The sequence below is a fragment of the Kitasatospora sp. NPDC058478 genome (genome assembly GCF_042720345.1).
Lineage (GTDB): Bacteria > Actinomycetota > Actinomycetes > Streptomycetales > Streptomycetaceae > Kitasatospora.
Genome location: NZ_JBHXML010000152.1, coordinates 1 through 3,045, shown reverse-complemented (window position 1 = coordinate 3,045; position 3,045 = coordinate 1). Strand labels below are relative to the sequence as shown.

Here is a 3,045-nt window from a genome sequence, read left to right as displayed (position 1 = left end):
ACCCACGGGGGGTGTGCCGGGCCGCCGGCGCCATCGGGTTCAGGGGGTGTAGCTCACCCAGCCGCTCAGGGCGGTGGTGTTCGGCGGGCAGTAGACGCGCACGTTCAGGAAGGTGGTGTACGGGCCCACGGTGCGGGTGGAGCCGTCGGAACAGCTCACGTTGACCCACCACTTGGTGGTTCCGGTGCCCGAGCAGGAGATGTTGAAGTACTGCTGGGTGCCGTCGCTCCCGAACGTGCCGGTGCTGCAGTTGATGCTCTGCAGCGCGTCCGGGGAGGCGGTCTGCGCCTGTGCTGCCGGGGCCGCGGCGAGGCCCAGCGCCGTGGCCGTGGCGAACGCCGCGAGGCCGCCCGCGATCCTGTTCCTGGTCCGGTTGTTCACAGCTGTCCGTCCTCGGGGTCGGTGGTGCGCGTGGGGGCGCCGGGCGGCGGCTCGGAGAGCAGCCCGGCGCTCTGTCTGCGGTGACTTTAGGGAGCGGTCGGATCCGCGAGCATATGACGGCGGAAAATGCGTCCACCCCGGCCTGGTCAGGCCTCTTGGCCCGTCGATCACGAATTCCTGCGACGGGGCACCGCCGATGGGGCGGCCGAGGTGGTCCGCCCGCGCCCGGAACGGCCGAAAACACGCGGGCACCGGCGCACCGCCCGCACCCCCGGCATGGCACAAGTCCGTTACAGCAGTGGCGGGTTCCTCCCGCGCTATCCCTGCCCCTGGCATCATCCAAGTCCGTGCCGCCCCCGGCGCCGCCCACGGCGTGCCGGGGCGTCGGCCCGCATGGCGACCGACGTCCAGACGAGGGGGAGTCCGATGACGCTGTTCGGCAAGCCGCCGGGCCCGCAGGACGCCCGGCCGCGCGGGCGGGCCACCGCGCTGACGCTGCGGGTCGTGGCGCAGGCCCTGCTCCTGCTGCTCGGCCTGTCCGCGGTCGGCCTCGGGTTCGCACGGTTCGTCGCCGCGTACCACGAGGGGTGGGCGTATCGCGGCGCCCCGGTCTGCGGCGCTCCGGCGATCGGGCCCGGGGTGGACTGCACGCTGCGGGAGAGCGGGCGGGTGACGAAGAGGGCGGCGGAGCGGGACGGCGACTCGACCTCGTACACCCTGACCGTGGCCCGCGAGAAGGCTCCGACCGGCGCCTACGACGTCGGGGAGGCGTTCTACGACGACGTGCGGACCGGCGCGGTCGTGAACCTGACGGTCTGGAGGGGCCAGGTGGTCGAGGTCGACTATCAGGGGCACCGGGCCCGCAATCCGCACACCCTGTGGCTGGCCGTCCTGAAGCTGGCGCTGCTGGTCGGCGCGGGCACGGCCCTGATCGCGGGCGGCCTGCTCGGGCCGAACGTGCGCTCCTGGTGGATCCCGGCCGGGATGTCCGTCCCCATGGCGGTCACCACGCTGGTGGGTGCCGCCATGCTCCTCCTGATGGACTGGCCGCTGCCCGTGACCGTGACCCTGGCCGTCCTGGCCTGGCTGCTCGCGGTCTCCGTCATCAGCGGGATGTCCGTGGAGTAGCGGCCCGGAGCGGATCCGGAATGCCCCTCACAGGTTGTCAGGTTCCCAACGTGGGAAACAGTTGTCAGGTTCTCAACGTGGGAAATAGGCTGCCACCTCCCGCTCACGCCACCACCGGGGAGGCCACCCATGCCCAGCAGTACCAGGAGCCGCAGGACCAGAACCGCCGCAACCCTCCTCACCGCCGCCCTGGCCGCGGCCCTCCTCGGCGGCGCCCCCGCACTCGCCGCACCCGCAGCCCCGCCCGGAACCACGACGGGCGCCGCCCCCACAGCCGCTCCGGCGGACGGCCGGCACCCCGTCGAGGTGTTCGGCGAGGACGGCGGCATATCCCGGGCCCTCGTCCCCACCGGCTCCCCGTACACGGCCGGCCCCCGCATCCAGGGCGTGGCCCCGATGCAGGACGACGGCGACGTCACCGCGCTGGTGCGCAACGGCGATCCGGCCGCCAAGCTCGACGTGGTGGTCATCGGGGACGGCTACGCGACGCAGGAACAGGAGAAGTTCCGCAGCGACGCGGCCGAGAAGTGGCGCGAGATCACCGCCGTCGAGCCGTACGCCACCTACCGCAACCTGTTCAACGTCTGGGCGGTGTCGGCCGTTTCGCCCGAGTCGGGCGTCTCCGGGGATCCGGACCAGGCGACCGTCCGGCACACCGCGCTGGGCTCGTACTTCTGGTGCGACGGGGTGGAGCGGCTGCTCTGCGTGGACGAGAAGGCGGTCGAGCGCTACGCGGCCAAGGCCCCGCAGGCGGACCTGGTGATCGTGGTGGCCAACAGCGCCAAGTACGGCGGCGCGGGCTACAACGACGTCAAGTCCTCGCTCGGCTACGAGGGCATCGCCACCGTGGCGGGCGGCAACGCGAAGTCCGGGCAGATCGCGGTGCACGAGACCGGGCACTCGCTGGGCAAGCTCGCCGACGAGTACGCGTACGACGGCCAGGGCACCTACCAGGGCGCGGAGCCGGCCGAGGCCAACATCAGTACGCTGACCGCCGACCGGATGCGCGCCCAGGGCACCAAGTGGTCCCGCTGGCTCGGCCGGACGTCCCCCGACGGCGGGACGGTCGGCGCGTACGAGGGCGGCGGCTACTACCCGACGGGGCTGTACCGGCCGACCGAGAACTCGATCATGCGCTCGCTCGGGCGGGAGTTCAACCTGCCCGGACGGGAGGCGATGATCGCCGGCTTCTACCGCCACGCCACCCCGCTGACGAGTCCCGTCTCCACCGACACCTGGCTCACCTCCGCCAGCCGCCTCACCGTCGACCTGCCCGTCCCGGGCACCCGGCTGCGCTGGTTCCTGGACGGACGCGAGCTGCCCGGGCAGCGCGGGCGCACCGCCCCCGACCTCGCCGCCCTCCGCCCGGGCGGCCCCCGCTCCCGGCCGCACCTGCTGACGGCCGTCGCCACCGACCCCACCCCGGCGGTGGCCGACCCGGCGCTGCGCGAGCACTTGACCGGGAGCCTGTCCTGGCTGGTGACGTTCTAAGCGCGTCGACGCGGCGCGCCGGCCGGCACGGCGACGGCCCCGGGC

The 3,045-nt window shown here is 73.4% G+C and carries 3 protein-coding genes; 2 read left to right on the top strand and 1 reads right to left on the bottom strand.

The features are described 5' to 3' along the window. Nucleotides 1-39: 39 nt before the first annotated feature. On the bottom strand, nucleotides 40-381 hold the full coding sequence (locus ACFWPT_RS40760) for a hypothetical protein (protein ID WP_063345830.1): 342 nt from the start codon (nucleotides 379-381) through the stop codon (nucleotides 40-42). A gap of 393 nt (nucleotides 382-774) precedes the next feature. Between ACFWPT_RS40760 and ACFWPT_RS40755 the strand changes: the two genes are divergently transcribed. Together ACFWPT_RS40755 and ACFWPT_RS40750 are read left to right on the top strand one after the other, a co-directional pair. Then, nucleotides 775-1,509, top strand: coding sequence for a hypothetical protein (locus ACFWPT_RS40755; RefSeq protein WP_380488093.1), 735 nt, complete (start codon nucleotides 775-777; stop codon nucleotides 1,507-1,509). Between the two features lie 129 nt (nucleotides 1,510-1,638). Continuing rightward, nucleotides 1,639-3,000: a M64 family metallopeptidase gene (locus ACFWPT_RS40750; RefSeq protein ID WP_380488090.1), complete on the top strand. Its 1,362-nt coding sequence runs from the start codon at nucleotides 1,639-1,641 to the stop codon at nucleotides 2,998-3,000. Nucleotides 3,001-3,045 lie beyond the last annotated feature (45 nt).

What these genes read in the sequence shown, in the direction of transcription:
- ACFWPT_RS40755 (WP_380488093.1), top strand. Translation starts at nt 775, where the DNA reads ATGGCGACCGACGTCCAGACGAGGGGGAGTCCGATGACGCTGTTCGGC.
- ACFWPT_RS40750 (WP_380488090.1), top strand. Translation starts at nt 1,639, where the DNA reads ATGCCCAGCAGTACCAGGAGCCGCAGGACCAGAACCGCCGCAACCCTC.